Consider the following 21,031-nt stretch of genomic DNA (forward strand, 5'->3'; position numbering starts at 1 on the left):
TCACAGGATCCTCAGCCTCCGAAAATCGCGACCGGCGCTTTGAGTCGGGAGCGCTCAGGTTTGACACCAAGCCCTGGCATCTGGGGGACGCGTATATGCCCGTTTTCGATGACGATGGGATTTACGGGATCGGTATGCCCTTCGATGTATTCCTGCGCGATCCAGGCGCCCTCAAAGCGTCTCGGCTCGACGGTAGCGGCCAGGTGCACGCATGCCGCGGCGATGACGTCCCCACCCCAGGCGTCGTCGCAACTGTGCGGAAGAGATCGTATCGCACACAGGTCGCGGACCGTGACCATCCTGGTGAGGCCGCCAAGGCGGGTCACCTTCAATCCGAATCCGTCAGCGATACCTGAAGAAACTGCCCGCAGGACGGCATTCAAATCCTCGGTATTCTCGTCGAGGTAGACCGGGTGGGTAACGCGTCCCTTGAGGCTCGCGACTTCCTCCATGGTGTTACAAGGCTGTTCGAACACGAACGGGATTGCCTGGCAAAGCCGATCGATGTGCAGCGCCGCCGCGGCCGTGAGGCCACGATTGGCGTCGACGGCTATCCGAGCCTTGAAGCCAACCGCTTCCCATACCTTGTGCACGGTGGCGACGTCCTGTTCGAGATCCCGTCCGCCAATCTTGATCTGAAGCCGTGGGTATCCGGCCTTGACCTTGTCGACGGCAATGCGCGCAGTCTCGTCCGGTGGACCGACAATAGTCGAGTAGTAGGACGGCACACGGTCGGTGAGCGCACCGCCCAGAAGTGTTGAAACCGGAACGCCCAGCCGCTGGCCGGTAAGATCGAGGAGAGCTATGTCCAAGGCTGCCTTGGCATAGTTGTGACCGTTCAACCGCTCGTCAATTCTCTTCGCGAGGCGGCGCATCGACGTAGTGTCCTCGCCAACGAGCCCCGGCGCTATTTCGGCAATTGCCGCTCTCGCGCCCAGAGCATGTTGGGGCTGATAAACAGGGCCGACCGGGCAAGTCTCACCCCAGCCTGACAGCCCGTCCTCGGTGGTCACTTCAACGAGCGTGCTGTCCAGATCCTGCACGGTATCGCTGGCCATCCGGTAGGCACCGCCTTTGACAGGCAGAGACATCTGATAGACTTTGATCGACTCGATACGCATATTGGGCCTTAGCTCCCTTCGAGCCAAGCGATTCTGGCCATCTTGCCACCACGGTGCATGACGGCGCTCTCGGTCACAAAGCTGGATCGAACTGTTGTGCTCAAGCGCGGACGTTGTGCTTGCGCTTCATGAAGTCCTTGGCGGTCTCGACCGCCACCGCGGCATCGCGGCAATAGGCGTCGGCGCCGACGGCCTTGCCGAATTCCTCGTTGAGCGGCGCGCCGCCAACCAGCACGACATAGTCGTCGCGAATGCCCTTTTCCTTCATCGTGTCGATGACGACCTTCATGTAGGGCATGGTCGTGGTCAAAAGCGCCGACATGCCGATGATGTCGGGCTGGTGCTTTTCGATCGCATCGAGATATTTCTCGACCGCATTGTTGATGCCGAGGTCGATGACGTCGAAGCCGGCGCCTTCCATCATCATGCCGACGAGGTTCTTGCCGATGTCGTGGATGTCGCCCTTGACGGTGCCGATCACCATCTTGCCCTGCTTGGGCGCACCGGTGGCGGCGAGCAGCGGACGCAGGATGAACATGCCGGCCTTCATGGCGTTGGCCGACAGCAGCACTTCGGGAACGAACAGGATGCCGTCGCGAAAATCCTCGCCGACGATGCGCATGCCTTCGACCAGCGCCTCGGTCAGCACCTTGTAAGGCACCCAGCCGCGCTCCAGCAGGATGTTGGTGCCTTCCTCGATCTCTTCCTTCAGCCCGTCATAGAGATCGTCGTGCATCTGCTGCACCAACTCGTCATCGGAAAGTTCAGAAAGGATGATCTCGTCGTCGGACATTTTGCCTGCGCCAATCGCCTGTCAGTGATCTACGGGCCGCCGGCACCTTTTGTCATAGGGTACCGGCGGCGGTTGATTGCAAATCTCGGGAGCTAAATCAGGCGTCGAGCCAGACGTTCTGAAAGTCCATTTCGTAGGTCTGGTGCATACCGTAGTTCTTCACCTTCTTGCTCATGTGGCAGTAGAGCTTCTGCCAGAACGGCTGGATGATGACGCCGGAATCCTGCAGGATTTGCTCGACGTCTTTCATCACCTCCTTGCGTTTGGCAGGATCTGCCAGCGAAAGCGCCTGCTTCAGCTTGGCGTCGAAATCCGGATTGGCATAGGCCGTTTCATTCCAGGCTTCACCCGAGCGATATCCCAAGGCCAGCACCTGGACGCCAAGCGGCCGCATGTACCAGATGGTCATAGAGTACGGATACTTCGTCCAGTCATTCCAGAAGGTCGAACCCGGTAGCACCGTACGCTTGACCTTGATGCCGGCATCGCGCAATTGGCCGGCGATCGCATCGCCAGTGTTCTTCTGCCATTCGTCCTCGACGGTGATCAACTCGTGCTCGAAGTCGGCCTGCCCGGCATCCGCCATCAGCTTCTTGGCGGCGGCGGCATCGCGTGTCTTCTTGGGCAGCGGATAGTATTCGGGATGGATCGGGGCGACGTGGTGGTTCTCGCCGACCGTGCCGAGCCCGGCGTAGCCGAGCTGCATGACGGCATTGTTGTCGACGGCCATCTGCAGCGCATTGCGCACCCGCTGGTCGTCATAGGGCTTGTGGGTGATGTTGGTGCGGGCAACGAGCGTGGTCGCCGTTGCGACTTCCGATTTCACCAGATCCATCTTGTCGAGGGCGTCGATGAAGTCGGCCGGTGTTTCGAAATCGAGGTCGATCTCGCCGGATTCGAAGGCATTCAGCGTGGCGTTGAAGTCGGTGCCGTAATCGATGAACTCGACACCGTCGAGCGGCGTTTCACCACCCCACCACTTGCCGTTCTCGCGACGCTTGACAACCGCCTTGGTACCTACTGCGTAGGAGACCAGTTCGAAGGGTCCGGTACCGATCGGCTTCTTGATCGGGTCGGCGCCGTCCTTGTCGAAGTCGCGATGCACGACCAGCGCCGGATAGTCAGTGAAGCCCGGTATGATCGCGATATCGGGTTCGGACAGCTTCAGCTTGACCGTGAGGTCGTCGACCTTGGTGATGGCACCATCCTTGGCCTTGCCGGTCTTTGTGTCGATCAGCGCGCCGACGCGTGCCGCCATGGAATTGCCGGAAGCAGCCTTCTCGCACCAGCGGTTCAGATTAGAGACCACGTCATCGGCGTTGAAGGCATCGCCATTGTTCCAGGTGATGCCTTTGCGCAGATGCAGTGTGTATTCGGTGGCGTCGTCATTGACGTCCCAGCTTTCAAGCAGCACCGGCTCGAACGTGAACTGGTGCGTGTAGCGGACGAGCGGCTCGAGCCAAGTCCGGGTGACGTTTGCCATCTCGGTCCAGTCATAGGTGCGCGGATCCTTCTGCGCCTTGACCGACATGGCGACACGCAGCGTTCCGCCCTTTTTCGGTTCATCGGCCAGGGCTTTGGTCGGCGCGGCAAGGCCGATCATGCTGTAGGCGAAAGCCGTCGATGCGCCGAAGGCGCTGGCCAGCGCCAGGAATTCGCGCCGGTCCATATGGCCTGCACGCGTCTCTTTCGCCATTGCCTCGATAGCGCCCGGCACGCGGTCGCCATTGCTTCTGAAGAACGTCATTTTTTTCTCCCTTTTTTGTTCCCGTTAGTTTGTTCGTCCGTCGCGTCAGCTGACGCTGTTTGGCAGCGCCTCCTCGCGCCGCGCAATGAAATCCGCCAGCCCGTCGGCAATGCCCTCGTCGAGCTTCGGTTCCTCATAATCCGCGAGCATGTTGCGCGCCTTCTCGCGACCGCGCGTGTCGTGGTCCTTGGCCCCTTCAGCCTTCCACTGTTCGTACGAATTGAAGTCCATGATCGAGGGTATGAAGAAGGCCGACTCGAAATGTTCGAGCGTGTGTTTGGTGCCGAGGAAATGGCCCTGCGGGCCTACCTCGCGGACTGCCGCCATCGCCTCCTTGAAATCGTCGAACGGCAGCCCGCCGGCATATTTGTACCAGCCGACAAGCTGTTCGCAGTCCGTTGCGAATTTCGAATAGCCGCAGCTCAAGCCGGCCTCGAGCCATCCGGCGGAATGCCAGATGTAGTTGGCCCCGGAGAGGATTGCGGCATGCATCAGCATGTTCGATTCGTAGCCCGCCTGGGCATCGTTCAGCTTCGACCCGACATGGAAGCCCGAGGTGCGCCATGGCAGTTTGTATTTCCTGGCCAGCGCCCCCATCAGATACATCATCTGCGCGGCCTCCGGCGTGCCGCCCATCGGCGCCCCGGTCTTCATGTCGACCGTGACCATGAACTGTCCGTAGAGCTGCGGCGAGCCGGGACGCAGCAGCTGCGTGAACGCGACGCCCGCCAGCGCTTCGGCATTGACCTGCGCGACCGCGCCGACGGCGGAGGCCGACGTCGAGGCGCCGCACAGGGCGAAGGGCGCAAGGATGAGCGGTTGGTTGTGGCGTGCGTAGACCTTCATCGCATCCAGCATGGTGGCGTCCCACACCAGCGGCGAGTTGCAGTTGGTGATCGACACCAGCACCGGATTGTCGCGGACATAGTCCTCGCCGAACACGATGCCCGCCATGGCCATCGTATCTTCCGCCCGTTCCTTGGACGTCACTATGCCCATGAACGGCTTGTCCGAGTGCTTCAGCGCCGAATGGATGATGTGGAGATGGCGCTTCGGCACCGCGATTTCCATCGGCTCGCAGATGACCGAGCTCGACGAGTGCAGCGCCGGCGCCATATAGGCGAGCTTGTGGAAGTTGTTGAGGTCGGCAAGCGTGCCGTAGCGCCTGTTGTTGTCGAGGTCGCGCACATAGGGCGCGCCGTACATCGGCACGAAGATGGAGTTGTTGCCGCCTACCCGCACCGTCCGCTGCGGATTCCTCGCATTGAGCGTAAACTCTGACGGGACCTTCGATACCAGTTCCATCAGCAGGGCACGGTCGATCCGGACGCGCGTATCGGAAACATCGGCTCCGGCGGCCTTCCACAGGGCGATCGCCTCATCGTCGCGGAATTCGCAGCCCACCTCTTCGAGGATTAAAAGTGACTCCTGGTGGATCAGTTCCACCGCTTCATCCGGGACCATCTCATAAACAGGGATCTTGCGGACCAGGGTCGGAAAAGACGCCATGGGAATTCCGCGCAGTGTCTTGCGCCCCACGCGGCCACCCGCTCGACGGTTGGCAGGTTCGGTTATTTCAGCGGCCGGTGCGTTCATGAAACTCGATCCTCCTAGAGGCCTTCAATCTAGAGAGACAAAATGCAGCTGTGACGCTGGAAAATCCTGATCGCTTGTATAAGTTGAGCTTATGCGAAGCCTGCGCCATCTACTGCCCTCCGCCGGCAGCCTGATTGTTTTCGAAGCCGCCGGCCGGCTGTCAAGTTTTACCGCCGCCGGGCGGGAGCTCGGCATGACACAGGCCGCCGTTTCCTATGCCGTGCGCGGACTGGAAGAGCAGCTCGGCGCCAAGCTGTTCCAGCGCCGCCACCGACAAGTCGTCTTGACCGAGGCCGGCGAACGCTTCCACGCCGACGTCTCGCTCGGCCTTTCGCATATCCGCAAGTCGGCGGAGGATCTGCGCCTGCAGGCGACCGGCGGCCATGTCACGCTGGCCGCCTCGACCGCTTTTGGCTCGTTCTGGATGATGCCGCGCCTGCAGCAATTCCGCGACGAACTGCCTGGCGTTGATCTGCGCATCCAGACCGCCGACCGCGACCTCGACATCATCGCCGAGGGCATCCCGCTCGGCGTGCGCGGCGGCGTGCCGCGCGACTGGCCGGACTATCATTCGCTGTCGCTCTCTGACGAGGAGATCTTCCCGGTCGCAGGTCCCAACTATCTGGCGAAGTTTGGGCTGCCGAAGACTGTCGAGGAACTGGCAACGCACCGCCTCATCCATCTCGAGGAGCCCTACCGCGAGGCCCCGAACTGGGACGAATGGTTCGCGTCCGCAGGAACCAGCCTCCGTAATGCCGAGCGCGGGTTGCGCATCAATGACTATGCCTTGGTGATTCAGGCGGTCATGGAGGGACAAGGCATCTCGCTCGGCTGGCGGCATCTGGTCGAGCGCCTTGTGGCATCGGGACTTTTGGTGCCGGTGACGGATCATGTGCTGAGGACCGGCATCGGATTCCACGTCATCTGGCCGAAGAACCGCGAGCTCAGTGAGAATGCCCGCAAAGTAAGGGATTGGCTGGTGGCTCAGGCGTGAAAAAGTGATTGTATCCGAAAATCCCCTCTATCAGTAGTAGGTGTTCCAGGTTTAGTAATTGCATACTGGACGGGGGTAACGATGATCGCGAAACTCGGCGGCCATTTCGGCGTGGCTGTGTCTGGTCTGATTACTTTGTGTTGGTTGTTCTGGCCGTAATAGTCGTCAACCACCTAACAGGCTTCAACGTTTTTTCGTTCAGCTTCTGGGTGGTCATTCCGGCTGGGGCAGTGTTGACAGGGGTGGCTGCAGCCTCGGGCTACTATTTTGGCAGCCTGTTTTTTCACACCCGACCCACGTGATTTCTTCTCGTCCAAATTCTCATTGTGACCGCTGCGGCGCAATTGGTCATCTACTATGGCGAATATCGCTCGTTGGTTCTCGATGATGGCACGATGGCTTCTGATGCCATTGGTTTTTGGGATTATCTCGATACATATCTGAAATCGATGCATCTCAAGGCCGGACATGGCGGCCATATCGACACTGGCGAGGTTGGCAACTTTGGCTACTGGTTAGCAGTGATCGATTTTATCGGTTTCATCCTCGGAGGATTTTTCGTCTTTTTCATGCTGCAGGCCTATCCGACGTGCTGGAAATGCAGTCGATATTTCAGGAAAATAAGCAAGACGGGCCAGATGTTTCCTGATCATGAGCAGTTCGCGAAATATTACGACGCTCTTTTTCAGCACCCTGTCGACAGCAAGCCCTTCGCGGATTTGATGAAAGGCAACCCTAAGGTCCGCAAACCCACTTTGGACACGGTCTTGATAGGATCGGATCTTCTTGGCTGTGCGCATTGCAAGACGCAGCTTCTAACTCAAAAGGTTCAGATCCTGGGAAAGAAGGGGTGGAAGGATATCCCAAAGCTGACCCGGAACGTTCGGTTACCGGATGGCGTGGATCTGCGGCAAGTGGTTAAGACTAGCTGATTTGGGTGATCGTGGACGGTCCGATGCAATTAGCCTATCCGCAGCGGTCCCGAATCCGCCTATAGTGCGCCCATGCCCATTCGCCAGCTTTCCGAAACGATGATCAACCAGATCGCCGCCGGCGAAGTCATCGAGCGTCCGGCGAGCGTGGTCAAGGAACTGGTCGAGAACGCGCTCGATGCCGGCTCATCACGGGTCGAGGTCGTCACGGCAGGCGGCGGGCTGAACTTGATCCGCGTCACCGATGACGGCTCCGGCATCCCTGAACCGGAGCTTTCGCTGGCAATCGCACGCCATTGCACCTCCAAGCTCGTCGAGGATATCAACGACATCCGCTCGCTCGGCTTCCGCGGCGAAGCCCTGCCGTCGATCGGCTCTGTGTCGCGGCTGTCGATCCGGTCGCGCACAGCCTCCGGCGACAGCGCCGCCGAAATCGGCATCGAGGGCGGCCGCATCTTGCCTGTCCGGCCGGCGGCCGCCAACCGCGGCACCACCGTCGAAGTGCGCGACCTGTTTTTCGCCACGCCGGCACGGCTCAAATTCATGAAGGGCGAGCGCGCCGAAAGCTCGGCGACCAGCGATGTCGTCAAGCGCATTGCCATCGCCTTCCCTTCCGTGCGGTTCACGCTGGCCGGCTCTGACCGCTCGACGCTGGAATTGCCGGCGACCGACGACAGTCCGGAAGGCAGCCTGCGCCGCGTCGCCCAGGTGATGGGGGCCGAGTTTCCGGACAATTCCATCGCCATCGACGCGATGCGCGAGGGCGTGCGTCTGACCGGCCATGTGTCGATCCCGTCCTTCACCCGCGCCAACGCGCTGCAGCAATATGCCTATGTCAACGGCCGGCCGGTGCGAGACAAGCTGATCGCCGGCGCCATTCGCGGCGCCTTCGCCGATGTCCTGCCGCGCGACCGACATGCGGTGACGGTGCTGTTTCTTTCGCTCGATCCGGCCATTGTCGACGTCAATGTCCACCCGGCCAAGGCTGATGTGCGCTTCCGCGATCCGGGCCTGGTGCGCGGGCTGATCGTCGGCGCCATCCGGCAGGCATTGGCCGATGCCGGCATCCGTTCAGCCACCACGGGCGCCGCCGGCATGATGGCGGCGTTCCGGCCGGGTGCGCCATCCTATGGTCACAGCGGCCCGGCCAACGGCCATCGCAGCTATGACGCGGCCTATCGCCCGTCCGGTTCAGCCGGCTTCGACCCCGCGCGCTCGCCGCAGCGGCCGCTCGACATGCAATTCGAGGGCCCGGGCTTTGAACGCGCCACCACGAGAAACAGCGGGTTTGGTGAGCCCGACCAGCCAGCCTTCGATGCCAGCCCGCTTGCCAGCGCCGATGCGCGCGCCAGCCAGGATATGCCGGCCGAGACGCTGCTCGGTGCGGTGTTGGGTGCGGCGCGCGCCCAAGTGCACGAAAACTACATCGTTGCCCAGACCAGGGATTCGCTCGTTATCGTCGACCAGCATGCGGCGCACGAGCGGCTGGTTTACGAAGCCCTGAAGAACGCGCTGCACTCGCGGCCCGTCCCCTCGCAGATGCTGCTCCTGCCTGAGATCATCGACCTGCCGGAAGAGGACGCCGAGCGGCTCGCCATGCATTCCGAAACGCTCGCCCGCTTCGGCCTCGGCATCGAGCGTTTCGGCCCGGGCGCTGTCGCCGTGCGCGAGACGCCGTCGATGCTGGGCGAGACCAATGTGCAGCAATTGGTGCGCGACCTCGCCGACGAGATCGCCGACAATGACACGGTCGAGACACTGAAAGAGCGGCTGGACAAGATCGCCGCCACCATGGCCTGCCACGGCTCGGTGCGCTCCGGCCGGCTGCTCAAGGCCGAGGAGATGAACGCGCTGCTGCGCCAGATGGAGGCGACGCCGGGCTCCGGCACCTGCAACCATGGCCGCCCGACCTATATCGAGCTCAAGCTGGCAGATATCGAAAGGCTGTTCGGGCGGCGCTGAGCATTCTGTCCGACGGCAAGCAAGACGCCAACCAAGCCGCCTGGCGCTGCTGCGGACGCATAGAGGGAGAACTGTTACCCATTTAGCCGGCTCAACCTGTTACCATCTATCTATCGGCTGGACACTTTCTTCAGTCGGTATTTCCCGGTGGCACGATTGAAGACGTAGTCTTCCGAGTCGCCAGCGCCGCCGCCGCGAAAATTCACCGAAATGATGTCCTTGCCTGCCTCGGTCCATTTCTGGACGTTCATGTAGATGGGCGTCATCAGCATGCCGGCATTGCAGTCATCGTCCTTGAAGGTGATCGTCTGAACGATCTTGCCGCTGCTCTTTTTGATGACCTGCATTTTCGTCATGCAGAAGCCGGCGCTGGTGTTCGCGTAAACGCCGGCGAACCTGTCGGCGGCTGTCTCTGCCCAGAAGGGAATCTCGACGGTGCCGACGATCTTTGCGTCGCCGGTGTCATCGAGGCTCGCGACCTTCTTGAGAATAATGGGCAATCTGTCGGCGCCCATGCTCAAGCTTCCCGTCGCGCCGCCTGCGTTGAAATCGAGGACGATCGGGCATCCGGCGGTGTCGACTGGCGTCTTTGATCCCATCACCAAGACCCGGTAGAATTCCTTGTCGTCCGCGATCTCGCAAAGCGAGACTTTGGTGCCGGTGACGGTGCCATACAGGGCGATCGGCCTCTGCTTTGCGTCGCGGAAGTAGCTTCCTTCGACGGTAATGCCGCTGCCGAAACTGTCATATCTCTGCAGCGACAAATGGACCGGATCAGCCCCGATGGTCCCTGCGTAATTTTCGACCTGATACCAGCCGGCGACGGCTTCCCCGGTCAGCAACAAAACGCAAAAGAGCGCCGATATGAGCAGTTTTCCCATTCCGTCCCCCAGTGAAAGCAGCTCACCATAACGGCCCTTCCTCTGGGTGTCTGCATGCCGGCGGATACGGTTTCGGGTTTGACTCCGCAAACGCCTCCAACCTTCTGTTTTACCTCTTCAAATTCACCACCATGACGCCGCCGAGCGCCAGTGCGCCGCCGAGGATGCCAAGCAGCGTCGGCACTTCGCCCAGCCAGAAGAAGCCGATCAGGGCGGACATTGGCGAGACCAGGTAGAGGAAGTTCGAGGCGCGCGCTGCCGGCAGGCGCGACAAGGCCGTCGCCCAGGCGGCATAGGCGATCAGGCTCGGTACGATGCCCAGAAAGATGACGGCGCCGAGGCCGGCTGTGTTGGCGACCGCTGCCTGTGCAAAGCCGCTTGGCAGAAACGGCGACAGGCAAAGTGCGCCAAGGATCATGTTCGAGGCCGAGATGGTCAGCGGGTGATGGCGAGCAAAGAGCGGCTTCTGGACGATGGTGTTGACGGCCGAGCAGAGCGCGGAGCCAAGAACCAGCAGCGCACCGGTATTGAAGTGCAGGCCGTTGCCGTCGGCCACGGCGATGATGCCGATGCCGGCGAAGGAAATGGCCGTGCCGGCCCAGGCCCAGCTTGAGAAGCGCTCGCCGAGCAATGCCATTGCCATGATGGCGGTGAAGATCGGGCTGACATTGATGATGAAGCCGGCGGCACCGGCCGAGACGGTCAGTTCGCCGAAGTTGAGCATAACGGTGTAGAGCGCGACGAAAATTGCCCCGCCAAAGACGAGGCGCCACACCTCGTCGAGCCTGGGCAGTGCCGGGCGCTTGACGGCAAGGAAGATCGCCGCCGGCACTGCGGCGATGGCAAAGCGCAGGGCGCCCAGTTCCAGCGGCCCGAAGGCGGCAAGGCCGGCGCGAATCGCGGGAAAGGCGGACGCCCAGCCGACCACCGTAAGCGCCACGGCGATGGCGGCCGTGGTATCCATGCGCTGTGTCTGATTCAACGTGCCCGTCATCGCGCTCATCTCACTGTCCTCGTGTTCTTCCGTCCTGAAAGCCACAAAACGCCTTTTCCCGCTTGTTGACAAACGACCAAATCGAGGATCACCTGTGACTATGGATCACAGCTCGGACACAATGGTGCCGCTCGAAACCCTGCGCGCCTTCGATGCGGCGGCGCGCACGGGCAGCTTTTCGGCGGCGGCCGAAAAGCTCAACATCACCCATGGCGCCGTCAGCCGGCAGATCGCCAAGCTCGAGGACTGGCTGGGGTTGAAAGTGTTCGATCGCGGCGCGCGCGGCGTCTCGCTGACAATCGAAGGCAACCGGCTGCATCTGCGCACGGCGGAAGCCTTCGCGCTGATATCAAGCCATTCCGACCGCTGGGTCGAGCCGCGCGGCACGGCGGTGGTGCGGCTGACGTCGATCCCCTCGGTCAGCGGGCTTTGGCTGATGCCGCGCATGGCGGCACTGGAGAACAATCCTACCAAACTGCGCATCGTGCTCGATGTCGACATCCGCCAGGCCGACCTTGCTGATGAAGGCATCGATCTGTCGATCCGCTGCGGCCGTGGCGGTATTCCGGGCCGCGTTTCGGTAAAACTCTTCGAGGAGCATGTCTTTCCCGTCGCCTCACCGGAACTGGCACGCGAAATCGGCCGCGGCGACCCGGCCCGGCTGCTCAAATTTCCGCTGATCAACGATTCCGATGCTTCCGGCTGGCGCGCATGGTTCGCCGCGCAAGGCATGGACTATCGTCCGCGCCCGCAGGATCGGCGATTCGAGGACTATAATCTGGTGCTGGATGCTGCCGCCTATGGGCTCGGTATTGCCTTGGCGCGTCCGCCGCTGACCGGGCATCAGCTGCAGTCGGGCCGCATCACCGCGGTCGACGAGCGCACCGCGCTCAATCCGGTGTCCTATTGGCTCGATCGGCCGATGGGGCGGCCACGCACTGCCGCGGCCGACCTCGCCCGCCGCATCGCGCGGCAGGCCGGATTGGCGCCGGACAAGATCGAGGCGTTTGTCGAGGCCGAGCGCTAGGCCTCCTGGCCTATCCCGTCAGCCGATTCGACGTTCAGCGAAGCAACAGCAGAACGAAGCCGAACATCATGGTTGCCAACAAACCGGTCATGATCGAAACAAAGCCGATCTTCACCAGCAGGCGTTCGGGGTTCGGCGCCGCACCGTGGGATTGATTGGCAGCCCTTCGCCGTCCCGCCGGTGCATCCAGAGCGGGACTGCTGCGCGGGACGGGAGCCGGCGGCGGGATAAACGACAGCAGTGAGACCCCTGCGGCCCTGGCCGGTGCGTTGTCATTGGCCGTTGCCGCAGGTGGCACGAAGCCTCGCTGCGTTTCAGCTTCTGGTGCTGCTTTCCTCGCCACGACCGTTGCCAGTACCGCCTCGTCCCTCGCCTCAAGCTGGGCCTGATAGGCCTCGACGATGCCAGATGAAGCAATCTGCTGCGATTTGACGGCCATCGGCGTCGCGGGCATCGCCAACAAAGCGGGCGCCGTGCGTTGAGCCAACAGAGAGGGCACGGCGGGCTGGACCAGTTCCCTGACCAGCGCCGTCCTGACCGGATCGGCTTTCGCCAACGGCACGGGTTGCGGCGTCATCGCCTCCTTGAGCAAGGAAGCCAGGCGGGCGGAAGAAATATCCATCATGCCCCCGATTAAAGCGCTTTTCGCACCTGTCCTAGTGCCTCAGCATTGTCCGAGGCTTGTCACATGCTTGACCCGGCCGCAGATTTGTGGCGATGAAATCTGTATGACACTCGGCACCACCGCATGATGAACCGTTTCGAAGGCCCGGGCGGCAAAGAAGCCCGCATCCGCTATCTCGATGGCGATTTCCAGGTCACCAGCCCCGGCTCGTTCGTGCGCTGCGCCGTGACCGGGGAAAACATCCCCTTGGATGAGCTGAAATACTGGAGCGTCGCCAGGCAAGAGCCTTATGTGAACGCCACCGCTTCGCTGCGCCGCGAGATCGAGATGCATCCGGAGCTGCGCAAGCGGAGCTAGCTCTTGAGCTTGCGCTGACGCCAGGCATCCAACGTCTCGTGGATGATGCGTTCCGGCACATTGTCGAGTTCGAAAACCGTATCGATTTCCAGCACCTCGAGTTTGTCGAGAAAATCCTGCGGGGCGCCGTGGCGCAGCCGGGCAGCGTCCTTGGCCGTGGTGATGAGCCCGAGACCTTCGGCGCGCGCCGTCGTCGCCAGTTCGGCGAGCTCGTCCTCGGCATAGAAGTGATGGTCCGGAAAGGGTTTTGAGAGAACCACCTCACCGCCGGCCTCGCGCACCGTGTCGAAGAATTTGTCGGGATGGCCGATGCCGGCGAAGGCGAGGAACCGCTTGCCAGCAAGCCCCGTCTTGCTGCTTGGCTCCGTATGAGCCTCGAAGATCGGCCGGCCGGCGCGCGCCGCCTGCCGCACCACGGCGTCGGCGGCGGTGCCCTCGCCCATCTTCAACAGCCCGCTGGTGAAGACCAGCTGGTCGACGATCTTGGCCCGGAGCGGACCGCCCGGAATGACGCGACCATTGCCGATGCCGTAGCGGGCATCGACGACGACCAGCGCGTAATCGATATGGATGCGCGCGCTCTGAAAGCCATCATCCATGATCAGGAAATCGCAGCCGTGCTTTTCCAGCAGCAGCCGGGCGCCGGCGGCGCGGTTCGGTGTCACCGCAACGGGAGCGTGCTCGGCCAAAAGCAACGGCTCGTCACCGACATGTTTGGCGGCATCGTGATGGGCATCGACAACATGCGGCTCGGCGAAGGAGCCGCCATGGCCGCGCGACAGGAAACCGGGTTTGAGATGCATGCGCTTGGCCTGTTGCGCGAGCGCGATGGCCACCGGCGTCTTGCCGGTGCCGCCAACGGTGAAATTGCCGATGCACAGGACCGGCGCTTCGATCTTCTCGCGCCGCGCTCGCCGCATGCCGCGGCCGGCAACGAGCGCATAGACGGCCGACAGCGGCGACAGCGCCAGGACCTTCCAGTCCGGCTCTTCCCACCAGAATGGTGGTGCTTCGGAGGCCACGCTAGCGCCCGTTGGCGCCCTTCAGGCGCGACTTGACGACCAGCGGCTGGATGTAGGGTTCAAGCGATTTCAGCGTGCGCGCCAGAGCGCCGCGCATCTCGTCTACGGTCGCGATCCCCGCAGCCATCATCTCGTGGCGCGCCACTTCGTTGGTCAAAAGGAAGTTGACGGCGCCGGCCAGCATGTCGCGATCGCGCACCAGCTTGGCGCCGCCGCTGTCGATCAGACGCTGATAGGCTTCACGGAAATTCTGCACGTTGCGCCCGGCGAGAACCGCCGTGTCGAGCATGGCCGGCTCGAGCGGATTCTGGCCGCCCTCCGAGGTCAGCGAGCGGCCAACGAAGGCGATTTCGGTCAACCGGAGATAGAGCCCCATCTCGCCGATCGTATCGCCGAGCAGGATATCGGTGTCCGGTCCGATTCGGTCGCCCTTGCTGCGCCGCGCAACCTTCAGGCCCATGCCGGAAATCTGCGCGGCAAGGGCCTCGGCGCGATCGGGGTGGCGCGGAACGACGATCGTCAGCAGGCCGTGGTGACGCTTGTGCAGCGTCGCGTGGACTTCCGCAGCGACCACTTCCTCGCCGTCATGGGTGGAGATCGCCGCCCAGGTCGGACGGCCGCCGATCTGCCGCTGCAAGGTGGCCAGCGCCCGTTGGTCGACGGGCGGCGGATTGGTATCGACCTTGAGGTTGCCCGACACCGTGACCGGCCGGGCACCGAGCGCGCGAAAACGCTCGCCGTCGACATCGGACTGGGCAACGACATGGGCAAGGTTCTCGAACAACGCCTCGGCGATGTTGGCGCGCTTCTTCCACGAGGTGAACGAGCGGTCGGACAGCCTGCCGTTGACCAGCACCTGCGGCACGTGGCGCGCGCCAAGCTCGAGGATGGTCATAGGCCAGATCTCGGATTCGGCGATGATCGCCAGGTCCGGCCGCCAGTGATCGAGGAACCGGCTGACCGCCGGCTTCAGGTCGAGCGGCACATATTGGTGGATGATGCGGTCGCCGAGCCGCTCGTCGGCAACCTGGGCCGATGTCACGGTGCCGGTCGTCAAAACGATGTTGACGCCATAATCGAGAATGCTTTCGACCAGCGGCACGACGGCTATGGTCTCGCCGACGCTCGCGGCATGGATCCAGATAACCGGTCCTTCGGGGCGCGGGCGGCCGGCGACGCCATAGCGCTCGCGACGGCGGTTGCGGTCTTCCTTGCCGCGCGAGGTGCGCCAGGCAACGTACGGCCCGACCAGCGGATAGGCCGCGGCGCCGGCAAAACGGTATGCCGACAGCATGGCGCGCGCCCAGCGACCGCTCATCGCCGACCGTCCACAAGGCGGTCGGCCTCGGCCGTCGCGGCATTGAGCGCAGCGGTGATTTCCTGGCGCTTGCGTTCCATTTCGGCTTCGTCGGCACCGGCCGCCACGAAAATCGGTGAGCCTATAACGACAGCGGATCGGCCGAATGGCAGGTTGATGGTCGTCTTGTCCCAGCTCTTCTCCAGCACCTTGCGGCGGCTGGTGGTAATGGCTACAGGCAGCAGCGGCCGGCCCGAGAGACGCGCCAGCAGAACGATGCCAAGCCCTGCGTCGCGAGGCGTGCCGTGCGGAATGTCTGCGATCATGGCGACGTTCTTGCCAGCGGTGAGCGACTTTTTGAGGGCGATGAGGGCCTTGGCCCCACCCTTGTCGAGATGCCTGGCATTGTCACGTCCACCGGAACCGCGCACCGCCTCGATGCCGAATTTCTCCAGCATCAGCGCGTTGAGCTCGGCATCGGCGCTACGTGACACCATGGCGACCAGCGGTTTACGCTTGGGATAAAAGGCCGGCGTCAAAAGATGCTGGCCGTGCCACAGAGCAATGATACCGGGCTCGAACTCGGCATAGGCGCCGCCCGAAAAGCGCGCCGATCCGGCGACCAGGGGGCTGGTCAGGCGAACCAGGCGCACGAATTGCGCGAGCAGGCTGGCAATGGCGTTCTTGACGAATCGCGACTGCGCGAGTGGTTCGCGTATCTTGCGCCAAAAGGCCTTGGTCGCGCGGCTGCCGCCCCTGCCTGTAGGCGTGGCGTCGCTGGCTGGCCCTTTCGCCAGGTCATGCTCCATCGAATTCAACCGACGACCTTGCTGTCGGGATCCAGCAGACGGTGCAAATGAACGACGAAATAACGCATATGGGCATTGTCCACGCTGGCCTGCGCCTTGGCTTTCCACACCGTGTGCGCGGATTGATAATCCGGATAGACGCCGACAATGTCGAGCGCGTCGAGATCGCGGAACTCGGTGCCGCCAAGCTTCTTCAGTTCGCCGCCGAACACCAGGTGCAAAAGCTGTTTCTTTCCGTCTTCCGCGGCCATGTCGGTCCTTCACATATTGTGAGTTTGTGACAGGTCTAGACCAAAGCCGCCGACTTTGGAACCTGCGAATATGGTTTCACAGCCCGGCGATGACATCGACGAGCACCGCCAACAGCTCACCGCTGCCGGCGGCGAGCGCGCCGTGGCGGGTCACTTCGCCGGCATAGAGCGGCGCGCGGCCATGCGGGTCGAGCAGCTGGCCGCCGGCCTCGCGCAGGATGAGATCGGCTGCGGCGATGTCCCAGTCATGCGCGTTCGGCTTGACGAAGGTGGCGTCGAGCGTGCCGTTGGCGATCATTGCCAGGCGGTAGGCAAGCGAGGGGCTGTAAGGGGCCCGTGTCAGCCGTTTCTGCCAGTCGGCCGGCACCAGGTCGATCAGCTGCTTCAGTCCGGAAATCTCGGCATTCTCGCCAAGCGCGCGCACGCCAACGCGTTTGCCGTTGCGGAAGGCACCCTGGCCGGGCAGCGCCCAGTAGGTTTCGTCCATCGCCGGGCATTCGAGCACGCCGGCGAGCGTGCGGCCTTGTTCGACGACGGCAACGCTGACGCACCAGGTGCGCTGTCCCTCAAGGAAGCCACGTGTGCCGTCGATCGGATCGACGACGAAGGTGCGGCGGGCCGAAAGCCGCGCCGGATCGTCGACCGTTTCTTCCGACAGCCAGCCATAGTCCGGCCGCGCCGCGAGCAGGGTCTGGCGCAGATAGGCGTCGGCCGCATGATCGGCTTCGCTGACCGGCGAGGTGCCGCCCTTCATCCAGACTTGCGGGCTGTTGCCGAAGTAGCGCATGGCGATGAGGCCCGCCTCGCGGGCGGCGTCGCGCAGCAGCGGCAGATCCCCAAGGGCGCCAGAAGGGGCACCGGCAGTGGTCAGCTCATGCTCCGGCAAGAGTCATGCCTTCGATCAGGAGCGTTGGCGCGGCGGTGCCGAAATTGCGGTCGAGGTCGTTGGCCGGCACCATGTTGAGGAACATCGTCTTCAAATTCGAGGCGATGGTGACTTCGGCGACCGGATAGGCAAGTTCGCCATTCTCGATCCAGAAACCGGAGGCACCGCGGCTGTATTCGCCGGTCAACATGTCGACGCCCTGGCCGAACACTTCGGTGACGTAGAAGCCGGTCTTGAGCGACTTGATCAGATCCTCCGGCGAGCGCTCGCCCGGCTCGATGGCGAGATTGGTGGAGGACGGCGAAACGGACGAGCCGCTGCGCGATCCGCGCCCATTGGTGATCAATCCCAGTTCCCTTGCGGCTGAGGTCGACAGGAACCAATGGTTGAGCACACCCTTTTCGACCATCAGAAGCTTCTCGCCCTCGATGCCCTCGCCGTCGAACGGGCGCGTGGCCTGGCCACGCGGCCTGAGCGGTTCGTCGGTGACCGTGATCGCTGCTGCGGCCACCTGCTTGCCCATCATGTCGCGCAGGAACGACGTCTTGCGCGCGACGGACGCGCCATTGATGGCGCCGGCAATATGGCCGGCGATGCCGCGCGCCACGCGCGGATCGAAGACCACGTCGATCGGCCCGGTCGCCGCCTTGCGCGCGCCGATGCGGCGCACGGCGCGTTCGCCGGCCTTGCGGCCGATATCCCCGGGCGCATCGAGGTCGGCAAAGTGCCGGCGCGAGGAGAAGTCATAGTCGCGCTCCATGCCGGTGCCCTCGCCGGCGATGACGCTGGCGGAACGCGAAAAACCCGAACCGACATAATGACCGAGGAAGCCGTGCGAAGTGGCCAACACCATACCACCCAGCCCGGCACTGGCGCCGCTGCCGGCCGAATTGGTTACGCCCTTGACGGCAAGTGCCGCCGCTTCCGCCGCAAGGGCTGCTTCCTTCAACTGATCGGCCGACACTTCGGTGCCATCGAACAGGTCGAGATCGCGCGTCTGCCTTGCCAGCAACGCCGGATCGGCCAGCCCCTGATAGGGATCCTCAGGCGAGACTTTCGCCATGGCAACGGCGCGCTCGGCGAGCATCGCCGGGTCGGACGCGGCGGTGGCCGAGACGCTCGCCACTTTCTGGCCGACGAAGACGCGCAGCGAAACGTCCTCGGCTTCCGACGATTCGGTGGCCTCGACCTTGCCGAGCCGAACCGACACACTGGTGGAGCGGCCGCGCACGGCGACCGCATCGGCCGCATCGGCGCCGGCCTTTTTGGCGGCCTCGACCAGCGCCGCGACGCGGTCGGTCAGTTTTGCAGCGTCTGATATGTCGGCCATGCCTGTAATCCTGCTTGTCGCGGCCAGCTTGCGGCCGCGCCCACCCATCTATTGTTCCGGTCCGGCTTGTGCAATGGCACAGGCTTCAATCAAAATGCATCGTTATATGGTTCCTACCCAGAACCCTGTGACGCAAAATCAGTCCGCAGCCTGCACGGAGCATTCTCGATGACGCCCTTCCATCTCGCCTTCCCGGTCCGTGATCTCGATGAAACCCGAACTTTCTATGGCGAGGTGCTGGGCTGCGCGATTGGCCGCTCGTCGGCGACCTGGGTCGATTTCGATCTTTACGGCCACCAGATGTCGGCGCATTTGCGACCGCAGGCCGCGCAAGCCGCCAGCGACGGCAAGGTCGACGGCATTCTGGTGCCGATCCCGCATTTCGGCGCCGTGCTGTTGATGGACGACTGGCAGCGCCTGGCGACGCGGCTGGAAGCGCGCGACGACATCGACTGGCTGGAACGGCCGATGGTGCGCTTCAAGGGCGAGCCGGGCGAACAGGCGACGCTGTTCATCCGCGACCCCTCCGGCAACGCTTTGGAATTCAAGGGCTTTCGCTCGCTGGAACAGGTTTTCGCGCATTAAAGTGAGAAGACCGGCCGCAGGCGTGCCGTTCAGGTTGCCGCGACCGGTGTCCAGATCACATCCTCGATCTTCTGCGCGCCGGTCGCCAGCATCACCAGCCGGTCGAAGCCGAGCGCGATGCCGCTGGCCTGCGGCATGATGGCCAGCGCAGCCAGAAAATCCTCGTCCAGTGGATAGCGCTCGCCATAGATGCGCTCTTTTTCGTCCATCTCGAGGATGAAGCGCCGGCGCTGCTCGGCGGCATCGGTCAGCTCGCCAAAGCCATTGGCGAGCTCGACGCCGCAGCAATAGAGCTCGAAACGTTCGGCGACGCGCGCATCTCGCGGGCTCGGCCGGGCAAGTGCCGCCTCGGCGATCGGATATTCACACAGGATGGTGGCCCGGCCGAAGCCCAGATTGGGCTCGATCTTTTCCACCATCACCCGGCTGAACAGGTCGGCCCAGCTGTCGTCGGGCGCCGTGCGCAGGCCGGCTTGACCCAGCGCAGCGTAGAGCGCGTCCCGGTCGGTGCCGCCATCGGCGGCGACCGTGGCCAGGAGATCGATGCCGGCATGGCGGGTGAAGGCGTCGGCCACCGTCAGCCGCTCCGGCTCGGCGAACGGGTCGCAATCGCGACCCCGGAAGGAAAAGCGCGTGGCCTCTGCCTTCGTCGCGGCCAGCGCCAGCAGATCGGCACAATCGCGCATCAGGCTCTCATAGGTCTCGCCCACCCGGTACCATTCGAGCATGGTGAATTCGGGATGGTGCAAGGGCCCGCGCTCGCGGTTGCGCCAGACCGGGCCAAGACTAAAAATCCTGACTTCACCGGCGGCGAGCAGCTTCTTGCAGGCGAATTCCGGCGAGGTATGGAGATAAAGCGGCGACCGCGCGCCATCCGGACCGACCACCTCGGTGACAAAAGCCGCCAGATGCGCCTCATTGCCGGGCGAGATCTGCAGCGCCGCCGTTTCCACCTCGATGAAATCACGGCTGGCAAACCAGTCGCGCAGCGTGGCGGTGAGGCCATTGCGCAGCAGCAGGCGCGGGCGGCGGTCGGCGTGAACGTCAGGCGTCCACCAGGGCGAAGCGGCGGTCATGAGCGGATTGAAGGCGTGCTGGCGCGGCTTTGGGGCTGGCGGTTCGCGCCAAGATGCGCTACCAGCGCCGCACAAGCCGGCAAACGCCCGTCAACTCTCGCAGGATTTAAAACCGTGGTGAAAGTCATCGCCAGTTCGCTCCGCAAAGGCAATGTCGTCGACAAGGACGGCAAGCTTTATGTGATCCTCTTTGCCGAAAACATCCACCCAGGCAAGGGCACGCCGGTGACGCAGCTCGACATGCGCCGCATCGGCGACGGAGTGAAGGTGTCGGAGCGCTACCGCACGACCGAACAGGTCGAGCGCGCCTATGTCGAGGAGCGCGAGCACACCTTCCTCTACGCCGACGGCGAAGGCTATCACTTCATGAACCCGGAAACCTATGACCAGGTGGCGGTGTCGGAAGCCGTTGTCGGCGACGCGGCACCCTATCTGAAGGAAGGCATGCCGGTGCAGGTCTCGCAGTTCAACGGCATCGCGATTGCGCTGGTGCTGCCGCAGCGCGCCACTTTCGAAGTGGTCGAGACCGAGCCGACAACCAAGGGCCAGACAGCATCGTCCTCCTATAAGCCCGCCGTGCTCTCCAACGGCGTGCGCACCACAGTGCCGCCGCACATCGCGCCCGGCACCCGCGTGGTGGTGATGACGGCCGACGGGGCTTATGTGGAGCGTGCGAAGGACTGACGTCCGCGTCTGGCCGAAATCCTGCCGGCAGGGTCTTCCTGAAGTACGGAAGCGGGCCAAAT

The 21,031-nt window shown here is 63.1% G+C and carries 21 protein-coding genes; 7 read left to right on the forward strand and 14 right to left on the reverse strand.

What is annotated here, in order from left to right:
- Positions 1-11: 11 nt before the first annotated feature.
- The 4 genes from AC1DX4_RS04320 to AC1DX4_RS04335 all read right to left on the reverse strand — a co-directional run bounded on the left by AC1DX4_RS04320 (position 12) and on the right by AC1DX4_RS04335 (position 5,257).
- The gene (locus AC1DX4_RS04320; RefSeq protein ID WP_477219160.1) at positions 12-1,121 is read right to left on the reverse strand and encodes a mandelate racemase/muconate lactonizing enzyme family protein; all 1,110 of its coding nucleotides are present in this window, start codon (positions 1,119-1,121) and stop codon (positions 12-14) included.
- A gap of 100 nt (positions 1,122-1,221) precedes the next feature.
- Positions 1,222-1,914 (reverse strand): corrinoid protein, encoded by a 693-nt coding sequence (locus tag AC1DX4_RS04325; RefSeq protein WP_477219161.1) that lies wholly within the window; start codon positions 1,912-1,914, stop codon positions 1,222-1,224.
- Between the two features lie 97 nt (positions 1,915-2,011).
- Entirely contained in the window at positions 2,012-3,661 is a 1,650-nt protein-coding gene (locus AC1DX4_RS04330) for an ABC transporter substrate-binding protein (RefSeq protein ID WP_477219162.1), read from the reverse strand.
- 45 nt (positions 3,662-3,706) lie between these two features.
- Positions 3,707-5,257 (reverse strand): trimethylamine methyltransferase family protein, encoded by a 1,551-nt coding sequence (locus AC1DX4_RS04335; RefSeq protein WP_477219163.1) that lies wholly within the window; start codon positions 5,255-5,257, stop codon positions 3,707-3,709.
- Positions 5,258-5,348: 91 nt separating this feature from the next.
- On the opposite strand from AC1DX4_RS04335, the gene AC1DX4_RS04340 reads away from it, so the two are divergent.
- The 3 genes from AC1DX4_RS04340 to mutL all read left to right on the forward strand — a co-directional run bounded on the left by AC1DX4_RS04340 (position 5,349) and on the right by mutL (position 9,145).
- Complete coding sequence (locus tag AC1DX4_RS04340; protein WP_477219164.1) at positions 5,349-6,251, forward strand: LysR substrate-binding domain-containing protein; 903 nt, start codon at positions 5,349-5,351, stop codon at positions 6,249-6,251.
- Between the two features lie 326 nt (positions 6,252-6,577).
- On the forward strand, positions 6,578-7,183 hold the full coding sequence (locus AC1DX4_RS04345; RefSeq protein WP_477219165.1) for a hypothetical protein: 606 nt from the start codon (positions 6,578-6,580) through the stop codon (positions 7,181-7,183).
- A 72-nt stretch (positions 7,184-7,255) separates the two neighbouring features.
- Complete coding sequence (gene mutL / locus AC1DX4_RS04350; protein WP_477219166.1) at positions 7,256-9,145, forward strand: DNA mismatch repair endonuclease MutL; 1,890 nt, start codon at positions 7,256-7,258, stop codon at positions 9,143-9,145.
- 110 nt (positions 9,146-9,255) lie between these two features.
- Here the strand turns inward: mutL and AC1DX4_RS04355 are convergent, their stop codons facing one another.
- Both AC1DX4_RS04355 and AC1DX4_RS04360 read right to left on the reverse strand, forming a co-directional pair.
- Positions 9,256-10,026 (reverse strand): hypothetical protein, encoded by a 771-nt coding sequence (locus AC1DX4_RS04355; RefSeq protein WP_477219167.1) that lies wholly within the window; start codon positions 10,024-10,026, stop codon positions 9,256-9,258.
- A gap of 109 nt (positions 10,027-10,135) precedes the next feature.
- Positions 10,136-11,029, reverse strand: coding sequence for a DMT family transporter (locus AC1DX4_RS04360; RefSeq protein ID WP_477219168.1), 894 nt, complete (start codon positions 11,027-11,029; stop codon positions 10,136-10,138).
- Positions 11,030-11,120: 91 nt separating this feature from the next.
- Here AC1DX4_RS04360 and AC1DX4_RS04365 point away from each other — a divergent pair, with 91 nt between their 5' ends.
- Positions 11,121-12,047, forward strand: a complete 927-nt coding sequence (locus AC1DX4_RS04365) for a LysR substrate-binding domain-containing protein (protein ID WP_477219169.1) — start codon at positions 11,121-11,123, stop codon at positions 12,045-12,047.
- Positions 12,048-12,081: 34 nt separating this feature from the next.
- On the opposite strand, the gene AC1DX4_RS04370 is transcribed toward AC1DX4_RS04365, so the two are convergent.
- On the reverse strand, positions 12,082-12,669 hold the full coding sequence (locus AC1DX4_RS04370) for a hypothetical protein (RefSeq protein ID WP_477219170.1): 588 nt from the start codon (positions 12,667-12,669) through the stop codon (positions 12,082-12,084).
- 126 nt (positions 12,670-12,795) lie between these two features.
- Here AC1DX4_RS04370 and AC1DX4_RS04375 point away from each other — a divergent pair, with 126 nt between their 5' ends.
- Positions 12,796-13,029 (forward strand): DUF2093 domain-containing protein, encoded by a 234-nt coding sequence (locus tag AC1DX4_RS04375; RefSeq protein WP_095770527.1) that lies wholly within the window; start codon positions 12,796-12,798, stop codon positions 13,027-13,029.
- Here the strand turns inward: AC1DX4_RS04375 and lpxK are convergent.
- From lpxK to AC1DX4_RS04405, 6 genes are all read right to left on the reverse strand, one after another.
- Positions 13,026-14,051: a tetraacyldisaccharide 4'-kinase gene (gene lpxK / locus AC1DX4_RS04380; RefSeq protein ID WP_477219171.1), complete on the reverse strand. Its 1,026-nt coding sequence runs from the start codon at positions 14,049-14,051 to the stop codon at positions 13,026-13,028. The two genes, AC1DX4_RS04375 and lpxK, sit on opposite strands and share 4 nt — an antisense overlap.
- Before the next feature lies 1 nt (position 14,052).
- Positions 14,053-15,369 (reverse strand): lipid IV(A) 3-deoxy-D-manno-octulosonic acid transferase, encoded by a 1,317-nt coding sequence (waaA, locus tag AC1DX4_RS04385; protein WP_027042205.1) that lies wholly within the window; start codon positions 15,367-15,369, stop codon positions 14,053-14,055.
- A complete protein-coding gene (locus AC1DX4_RS04390) occupies positions 15,366-16,157 on the reverse strand; it encodes a lysophospholipid acyltransferase family protein (RefSeq protein WP_477219172.1) in 792 nt (263 codons plus the stop codon). The genes waaA and AC1DX4_RS04390 overlap by 4 nt, the downstream gene beginning before the upstream one ends.
- 5 nt (positions 16,158-16,162) lie before the next feature.
- The gene (locus AC1DX4_RS04395) at positions 16,163-16,408 is read right to left on the reverse strand and encodes a DUF4170 domain-containing protein (RefSeq protein ID WP_477219173.1); all 246 of its coding nucleotides are present in this window, start codon (positions 16,406-16,408) and stop codon (positions 16,163-16,165) included.
- Between the two features lie 76 nt (positions 16,409-16,484).
- On the reverse strand, positions 16,485-17,294 hold the full coding sequence (locus tag AC1DX4_RS04400; RefSeq protein ID WP_477219174.1) for a 3'(2'),5'-bisphosphate nucleotidase CysQ: 810 nt from the start codon (positions 17,292-17,294) through the stop codon (positions 16,485-16,487).
- Positions 17,281-18,624 carry a TldD/PmbA family protein gene (locus tag AC1DX4_RS04405; RefSeq protein ID WP_477219175.1) on the reverse strand — a complete coding sequence of 448 codons (1,344 nt, stop codon included), beginning with the start codon at positions 18,622-18,624 and terminating at the stop codon, positions 17,281-17,283. Before AC1DX4_RS04405 ends, AC1DX4_RS04400 begins: the two co-directional genes overlap by 14 nt.
- 168 nt (positions 18,625-18,792) lie before the next feature.
- On the opposite strand from AC1DX4_RS04405, the gene AC1DX4_RS04410 reads away from it, so the two are divergent.
- Positions 18,793-19,209 (forward strand): VOC family protein, encoded by a 417-nt coding sequence (locus AC1DX4_RS04410; protein WP_027042200.1) that lies wholly within the window; start codon positions 18,793-18,795, stop codon positions 19,207-19,209.
- 29 nt (positions 19,210-19,238) lie between these two features.
- Here the strand turns inward: AC1DX4_RS04410 and epmA are convergent, their stop codons facing one another.
- The gene (gene epmA, locus AC1DX4_RS04415; RefSeq protein ID WP_477219176.1) at positions 19,239-20,285 is read right to left on the reverse strand and encodes an EF-P lysine aminoacylase EpmA; all 1,047 of its coding nucleotides are present in this window, start codon (positions 20,283-20,285) and stop codon (positions 19,239-19,241) included.
- Between the two features lie 114 nt (positions 20,286-20,399).
- Between epmA and efp the strand changes: the two genes are divergently transcribed.
- Positions 20,400-20,969, forward strand: coding sequence for an elongation factor P (gene efp, locus AC1DX4_RS04420; protein ID WP_023782984.1), 570 nt, complete (start codon positions 20,400-20,402; stop codon positions 20,967-20,969).
- The last annotated feature ends 62 nt before the right edge of the window (positions 20,970-21,031 follow it).

The organism is Mesorhizobium sp. P3_A8 (genome assembly GCF_056402995.1).

Coding starts and splice junctions, on each gene's coding strand:
- AC1DX4_RS04340 (WP_477219164.1), top strand. CDS start 5,349: ATGCGAAGCCTGCGCCATCTACTGCCCTCCGCCGGCAGCCTGATTGTT.
- AC1DX4_RS04370 (WP_477219170.1), bottom strand. CDS start 12,669: ATGGATATTTCTTCCGCCCGCCTGGCTTCCTTGCTCAAGGAGGCGATG.
- AC1DX4_RS04330 (WP_477219162.1), bottom strand. CDS start 3,661: ATGACGTTCTTCAGAAGCAATGGCGACCGCGTGCCGGGCGCTATCGAG.
- AC1DX4_RS04375 (WP_095770527.1), top strand. CDS start 12,796: ATGATGAACCGTTTCGAAGGCCCGGGCGGCAAAGAAGCCCGCATCCGC.
- AC1DX4_RS04325 (WP_477219161.1), bottom strand. CDS start 1,914: ATGTCCGACGACGAGATCATCCTTTCTGAACTTTCCGATGACGAGTTG.
- AC1DX4_RS04335 (WP_477219163.1), bottom strand. CDS start 5,257: ATGAACGCACCGGCCGCTGAAATAACCGAACCTGCCAACCGTCGAGCG.
- AC1DX4_RS04360 (WP_477219168.1), bottom strand. CDS start 11,029: ATGAGCGCGATGACGGGCACGTTGAATCAGACACAGCGCATGGATACC.
- AC1DX4_RS04390 (WP_477219172.1), bottom strand. CDS start 16,157: ATGGAGCATGACCTGGCGAAAGGGCCAGCCAGCGACGCCACGCCTACA.
- AC1DX4_RS04355 (WP_477219167.1), bottom strand. CDS start 10,026: ATGGGAAAACTGCTCATATCGGCGCTCTTTTGCGTTTTGTTGCTGACC.
- AC1DX4_RS04405 (WP_477219175.1), bottom strand. CDS start 18,624: ATGGCCGACATATCAGACGCTGCAAAACTGACCGACCGCGTCGCGGCG.
- AC1DX4_RS04410 (WP_027042200.1), top strand. CDS start 18,793: ATGACGCCCTTCCATCTCGCCTTCCCGGTCCGTGATCTCGATGAAACC.
- mutL (WP_477219166.1), top strand. CDS start 7,256: ATGCCCATTCGCCAGCTTTCCGAAACGATGATCAACCAGATCGCCGCC.
- AC1DX4_RS04320 (WP_477219160.1), bottom strand. CDS start 1,121: ATGCGTATCGAGTCGATCAAAGTCTATCAGATGTCTCTGCCTGTCAAA.
- AC1DX4_RS04395 (WP_477219173.1), bottom strand. CDS start 16,408: ATGGCCGCGGAAGACGGAAAGAAACAGCTTTTGCACCTGGTGTTCGGC.
- epmA (WP_477219176.1), bottom strand. CDS start 20,285: ATGACCGCCGCTTCGCCCTGGTGGACGCCTGACGTTCACGCCGACCGC.
- waaA (WP_027042205.1), bottom strand. CDS start 15,369: ATGAGCGGTCGCTGGGCGCGCGCCATGCTGTCGGCATACCGTTTTGCC.
- AC1DX4_RS04365 (WP_477219169.1), top strand. CDS start 11,121: ATGGATCACAGCTCGGACACAATGGTGCCGCTCGAAACCCTGCGCGCC.